The following is a 6325-nucleotide window of genomic DNA, read 5'->3' as shown; positions in this document are numbered from 1 at the left end:
CCGCTCTCCGGTCAGCTCGCGATGAAGTGCCTGTGGCTTGCCACGGCCTCGGCTCGGAACACGGCCAGTGGCTGATGGTGAGCCCCAGGGGCCGCGAATGATCCCTGCGATCGGATACCCGGACCCTCACCCCCTCATCGCCGCGGCTGATCGAGGACGCCTGATCGCGCGCCGCGCCCAGGGCCGGGAACTTCCCAATGCGTCACTGTCCACGAGGGGACGGCGGTCTGGGTACCCGATCGCAGGGATCATTCGCGGCCCCTGAGACGCTCGGGTGGCGCTTGCCGGATTCCGAGCAACTGGCCGTGGGTTCTCAACGGCGGCTTCATCGCGAGCTGACCGGAGAGCGGGTGCCCGGACCGACGGCCCTTGGCGCAGCCCTCATGAGAAACCTCCTGAACGACGCGACAGAGCCAGTGACGCCGCCGTCCTCTCCTCACCGCTTCGGCAACTTGAACACCCACACCATGCCGCCCTGCTCGAGGTAGTTCACCTTCTTGGCGACCTCGCCGCCCCACAGCGGCACGGCGCCGCCCCAGCCGGACACGACGCTCACGTACTGCTCGCCGTCCTGCTGCCAGGTGATCGGCGGGGCGACGACGCCGGAGCCGGTCTGGAATTCCCACAGCACCTTGCCGGTCCTCGCGTCGGCTGCCTTCAGGTAGCCCTCGGGCGTGCCCCAGAACACTAGGCCGCCGGCGGTGGTGAGCACGCCGCCCCACAGCGGCGCGCCGTTCTTCACCTCCCACACGATCTTGCCGGACTTCGGGTCGATCGCGCGCATCGCGCCGATGTAGTCCTCGTTCACCGTCTTGATGGTGAAGCCGGCGCCCAGGTAGGCCGCGCCCTTCTTGTATGCGATGGGCTCGTTCCAGATCTCCATGGCCCATTCGTTGGCGGGCACGTAGAACAGTTTCGTGTCCGGGTTGTAGGCCATCGGCATCTGGTTCTTGCCGCCGAGGAAGGACGGTGCGGACAGCACCGGCTTGCCTTTCTTGCCATCCTCCGCCGCGGTCGGGTCACCCGGGCGGCTCTCCGGCAGGAACACCGGCCGGCCGGTCTTCAGGTCGATGCTGCTCGCCCAGGTGATCTTGCGCACGAAGGGGAAGGCGTTGAGCAGCTGGCCGGTGCGCGCGTCGTTCACGTAGAAGAAGCCGTTGCGGTCGGCCTTGCCGCCGACGCGCCGGCCGTCCAGGTCGAAGGTGACGAACTCGTTGACGCCGTCGAAGTCCCAGCCGTCGTTGGGCGTGTTCTGGTAGTGCCAGGCGATGCGCCCGGTCTTCACGTCGATGGCGACGGTGGAGCACGAGTACAGGTTGTCGCCCTTGCGCAGGTGGCTGTTCCAGGGCGCCGGGTTGCCGGTGCCGAAGTAGGCGAGGCCGGTCTTGGGGTCGTAGGTGCCACCGAGCCAGGTGGCGCCGCCGCCCGTCTTCCACAGGTCGCCCGGCCACGACTGGCCGGTGGTGCCGGAGATGCCGTTGTCCTTCTTGTTGCCGTCGGCGTCGTAGGTGTAGCCCATGTGGCCCTCGACGGTCGGCCGTGACCAGACCAGCTGGCCCGTCTCCGCGTCGCGCGCTTCCACCCGGCCGACGATGCCGAACTCGCCGCCCGACACGCCGGTGAGCACCAGGCCGCCGGCGATGATGGGCGCCGCGGTGGCGGAGTAGCCGGCCGCGTAGTCGTCGATCTTTTCCTTCCACACCACGTCGCCGGTGTCCTGGTCGAGCGCGACCAGTTGCGCATCGAGCGTGGCGAAGATCACCAGCTTGTCGTAGAGCGCCGCGCCGCGGTTGACCACGTCGCAGCACGGCATGATGCCCTCTGGCAGGCGATGCTCGTACTTCCACAGCTTGCGGCCCGTCTTCGCGTCGAGCGCGAACAGGCGCGAATAGGAAGCCGTGACGAACATCTTGCCGCCGTGCACCAGCGGCTGCGCTTCCTGGCCGCGCTGCTTCTCGCCACCGAAGGAGAACGCCCAGGCGGGCGCCAGCCGCGCGACGTTGCCGGGCTGCACCTGGCGCAGCGGCGAGTAGCGCTGGCCCTGGGTGCCCAGGCCCCAGGAGAGCACCTCGCCGCCATTGCCGGGGCTGGCCTCGATCATCTTGTCGGTGACGGCGGCGCCGGCGGCCATGCAGGCGCAGGCCAGCGCAACCAGGGTGGACACAAATCTCGCTCGCATGGGGCTGTCTCCTCGTGGGGGCGAGTGCGTGCGGACGTGCAGCGCCCGCTTGGAAACGCATCGCCTTTCCGAAGGGGCAAGCCATGTGCCAGGCGACGCATCGCGCCGCGGGCGCGAAGTCCTCGGGGTTATCCCTTGGCATCCGGACAGCGCCGCCGCACCGGGTGTGTCGCCGCGGTACAGATGCGCAGCAATGCGCAGCAATGCGCCAGCCTTGCGCGCGTGGCCGCGCCGCCTGCGCGGCTTCGGCGTTTCCTACTCACCTGTCCATCGGCGTCCTACAAGGGGCGGGGGGACGCGGCAGGCAAATACCCCTCCTGCATCGCCGGCGTGCTCCTTCCTGCGCGTCCATTGGCACGGTGCAGCTTCGTTCGGGAGATGCGCATGGCCAGGTATTCCCGCAGGAATTTTCTGCAGTTCTCCGGGGCCGCGGCCTTCGTGCCGGTAGCGGCCGACGCGGCCGCGCCGACGTCCCCCGCGGGTCCCACCTCGCCAGCCGCAGGCGCAGGCGCTGCCGAGAGCGGCGGCTACCTGTTCTTCAACGCCCCGGAAGCCGCCTTCATCGAGGCGGCGGTGGTGCGCCTGATCCCGCCGGACGAGCTCGGACCGAGCGCGCTGGAGGCCGGCGTGCCGACCTTCATGGACCGGCAGCTGCACGGCGCCTGGGGCGCAGGCGAGCGCCTGTACCGCAGCGGCCCCTGGCAGCCCGGCACGCCGTCGCAGGGCTACCAGCTGCCGCTCACGCCGGCGGAGTTGTTCCGCACCGCGCTGCGGGCCATCCGCACGCAGCTGGAAGCCAGCGGACGCGGCGCCTTCGAGACGCTCCCGGGCGAGGAGCAGGACGCGTACCTCACGCAGCTGCAGACCGGCACCGCGGACCTGGGCGGTGTTCCCGCCAAGACCTTCTTCGACTCGCTGCTGGCCATGACCATCGAGGGCTACTTCTGCGACCCGGTGTACGGCGGCAATCGCGGCATGGCCGCGTGGTCCATGATCGGCTTCCCCGGGGCCTACGGCGCGTACTACGACCTGGTGGGCCAGCATGGCGCGCGCTTCGACCATCCGCCGCGCAGCCTCGCGCAGAACGCGGCCGGGCAGGTGCACGTGGACCCGGCGATCCCCGCCACCGCGCCGGCACGCACGGCCGGCCACGGACACAAGGGGCGTTGAGATGGCCGCGACGCGCCTGCCCGAAGTCGACGCGGTCCTGCTGGGCGTGGGCCTGGTGGGCAGCATCCTGGGCCGTGAACTCACCAAGGCCGGCCTGAAGGTCGTGGGCCTGGAGCGCGGCGAGCCGCGCTTCACCGTGCCCGACTTCCAGGGCCCTGCCATGCACGACGAGCTGCGCTATTCGGTGCGCAAGGCCCTCATGCAGGACAACGCGCGGGAGGCCATGACCTTCCGCAACACGGCGCAGCAGGTGGCGCTGCCCATCCGCCGCTGGGAAGGCTTCCTGCCCGGCACGGGCCTGGGCGGCGCGGCCGTGCACTGGAACGGCCAGACCTACCGCTTCCAGGACACCGACTTCCAGATGCGCTCGCGCACCGTGCAGCGCTATGGCGAGAAGATCATCGCGCCGGACCTGCTGGTGCAGGACTGGGGCGTGACCGCCGCCGACATGGAGCCCTACTACGACCGCTTCGAGTACCTGCTGGGCGTGTGCGGCAAGGCCGGCAACCTCAAGGGCACCAAGGTGGAGGGCGGCAACCCCTTCGAGGACCCGCGCTCGCGCGAGTATCCGAATCCGCCGCAGAAGGAGCCCTACGGCTGCGCGATGTTCCGCAAGGCGGCGGCCGGCATGGGCTACCACCCGTACACGCAGCCATCCGCCAACCTGAGCCAGCCCTACACCAACCCCGAGGGGCTGCGCATGAACACCTGCATGTTCTGCGGCTTCTGCGAGCGCTACGGCTGCGAGCACTTCGCCAAGGCCTCGCCGCAGACGGTGCTGCTGCCGGTGCTGGTCAAGGAGCAACGCTTCACCCTGCGCACGCAGTGCCAGGTGCTGCGCATCAACCTGGATAGCACGCGCAAGACCGCCACCGGCGTGACCTACGTCGATGCGTCGGGGCGCGAGTTCGAGCAACGCGCCAAGATGGTGATCGTGGGCATGTTCGCGCTCAACAACGTGCGCATGCTGCTGCTCTCGGGCATCGGCACGCCCTACGACCCGGCCACGGGGCGCGGGGTGGTGGGCCGCAGCTACGCATACCAGACCACGAGCGCCGCGCAGGTCTTCTTCGACCGCAACGTCAACATCAACCCCTTCGCGCGTTCGGGCGCGAGCGGCACGGTCATCTCCGACTTCGCCAGCGACAACTTCGACCACGGGCCGCTGGGCTTCCTCGGCGGCGGCTTCATCGGCGAGACCATGTCGCACGGTCGGCCGATCGAGTTCCATCCCACCCCGCCGGGCACGCCCAGCTGGGGCTCGGCGTGGAAGCGCGCCGTGACCGAGCACTACAACCACACCTGCGTCGTCGGCGTCCACGGCAGTTCCTGCGCGGCGCGCCAGAACTACCTGGACCTGGACCCCACCTACAAGGACGCGTGGGGGCTGCCGCTGCTGCGCATCACCTTCGACTTCCCGGCGAACGACCTGAAGATGTCCGCGCACCTGACCGAGAAGGCGGTGGCGATCGGCCGCGCCATGGGCGGCAAGCAGGTGGCCGGCAGCCCGCGCAAGGGGCCTTACACCATCACGCAGTACCAGACCACGCACAACACGGGCGGCACCATCATGGGCGCGGACCGCAACACCAGCGTCGTCAACCGCTGGCTGCAAAGCTGGGACGTGCCCAACGTGTTCGTCATCGGCGCCTCCAACTTCCCGCAGAACGCGTCGTACAACCCGACCGACACCGTGGGCGCGCTGGCGTACTGGGCGGCCGATGCGATCGTCAACCGCTACCTCAAGGCGCCGGGGCTGATCGCATGAACGCCGCGGCGCACCTCCTCGTGGCGACGGCCCTGGCGTGCAGCCTGGCCGCCTGCCAGCGCGAGCAGCAGGCCGCGGCGCCCGCTCCGGCCGCATCGAGTGCGACGGCGGCTGCATCCGCCCCCGCGCCGGTGGCGAGCGGGCCGGTGATTGCCCCGGTGGCCGTGACCGAGCCGACCGATGCGCAGCGCCAGGCGGGCGCGACGCTGGCGGCCCAGGGCGCCAATGGCGTGGCTGCCTGCAACAGCTGCCATGGCGCGAGCGGGGAAGGCAATGCCGCGACCGGGTTCCCGCGCATCGCCGGACAGTCCCATGCCTACCTGCTGCACGAGCTGCAAAGCTATGCGGAAGGCTCGCGCAAGAACCCGATCATGGCGCCGATCGCCACCGCGCTGTCCGCGGACCAGCGCGTGGGCGCTGCCGCGCACTACGCGTCGCTGGCGGTGTCGGGTGCGCCCGCCACCGCGATGTCGGGTGCGGCGGCAGCGTCGGCAGCGGGCGTGCCTGCCAGTGCTGCAACTGCGCCGGCGGCGGCAAGTGCTGCGAGTGCTTCCGCATCTGCGGTTGCGGCGGCTCCTGCCGCTGCCCCGGCGGCGTCCGGCGCGAAGGGGAAAGCCACCGCGGGCGGCGGCAACAGTGCGGGTGGCCGCGGCCGGCAGCTGGCCGACCTGGGCGATGAGGGGCTGGGGATCCAGGGCTGCGTGAACTGCCACGGGCCCGGCGGCATCGGCGCCGGCGAGTCCTATCCTTACCTCGCCGGGCAGCACGGGAGCTATCTCGCCCGGACGCTCGAGGCCTGGAAGGACGGCACGCGCAACAACGATCCCACGGGGCAGATGCCCTGGATCGCGCGCGCGCTGTCGTCGCAGGACATCGAGGCGCTCGCGGCCTACTACGCGGCGCAGCCGGCGCGCACGGGCTCCATCGACGCGGAGACGATGGCGCTCGCCCGCAGCAGTGCCGCGCCAGCCGTCGTGTCCGGTCCGCGTGCGGCCGCCGCGCCGGCGTCCGCCGGCGTTGCGTCTGGCGGTGCCGCCACCGGCACGGAGCAAGGCGCCCCCCTGGCTGGCGGCGGGCAAGGCGCCGGCGTGGGCGGCGCGACGAACAGCGCCTCCACGGGCAACCCCGCCGCGACCACGGCCCCGACACCCGCCGCTGCGCCAGCCAGCGGCCGCTGACGACCCCTTCGTTCCACAAGGAGACTCCAA

4 protein-coding genes are annotated in these 6325 nt (G+C 70.8%); 3 read left to right on the top strand and 1 reads right to left on the bottom strand.

All coding sequences use genetic code 11. The features are described 5' to 3' along the window. Positions 1–436: 436 nt before the first annotated feature. Positions 437–2179, bottom strand: a complete 1743-nt coding sequence (locus tag AC3EGR_RS23250) for a PQQ-dependent methanol/ethanol family dehydrogenase (RefSeq protein ID WP_488548909.1) — start codon at positions 2177–2179, stop codon at positions 437–439. Positions 2180–2563: 384 nt separating this feature from the next. Between AC3EGR_RS23250 and AC3EGR_RS23245 the strand changes: the two genes are divergently transcribed. The 3 genes from AC3EGR_RS23245 to AC3EGR_RS23235 are packed head-to-tail and all read left to right on the top strand — an operon-like array spanning position 2564 to position 6295. Further along, positions 2564–3349: a gluconate 2-dehydrogenase subunit 3 family protein gene (locus tag AC3EGR_RS23245; protein ID WP_488548908.1), complete on the top strand. Its 786-nt coding sequence runs from the start codon at positions 2564–2566 to the stop codon at positions 3347–3349. A gap of 1 nt (position 3350) precedes the next feature. Then, on the top strand, positions 3351–5117 hold the full coding sequence (locus tag AC3EGR_RS23240) for a GMC family oxidoreductase (RefSeq protein WP_488548907.1): 1767 nt from the start codon (positions 3351–3353) through the stop codon (positions 5115–5117). Beyond that, positions 5114–6295: a c-type cytochrome gene (locus tag AC3EGR_RS23235; protein WP_488548906.1), complete on the top strand. Its 1182-nt coding sequence runs from the start codon at positions 5114–5116 to the stop codon at positions 6293–6295. The genes AC3EGR_RS23240 and AC3EGR_RS23235 overlap by 4 nt, the downstream gene beginning before the upstream one ends. Positions 6296–6325 lie beyond the last annotated feature (30 nt).

The sequence above is a fragment of the Ramlibacter sp. G4-7 genome (assembly GCF_057784995.1).
This window is presented reverse-complemented; position numbering and strand designations above follow the sequence as displayed.

Bases quoted from the DNA above. Each gene is read 5' to 3' on its own strand.
- AC3EGR_RS23245 (WP_488548908.1), top strand. From the start codon at position 2,564: ATGGCCAGGTATTCCCGCAGGAATTTTCTGCAGTTCTCCGGGGCCGCG.
- AC3EGR_RS23235 (WP_488548906.1), top strand. From the start codon at position 5,114: ATGAACGCCGCGGCGCACCTCCTCGTGGCGACGGCCCTGGCGTGCAGC.
- AC3EGR_RS23250 (WP_488548909.1), bottom strand. From the start codon at position 2,179: ATGCGAGCGAGATTTGTGTCCACCCTGGTTGCGCTGGCCTGCGCCTGC.
- AC3EGR_RS23240 (WP_488548907.1), top strand. From the start codon at position 3,351: ATGGCCGCGACGCGCCTGCCCGAAGTCGACGCGGTCCTGCTGGGCGTG.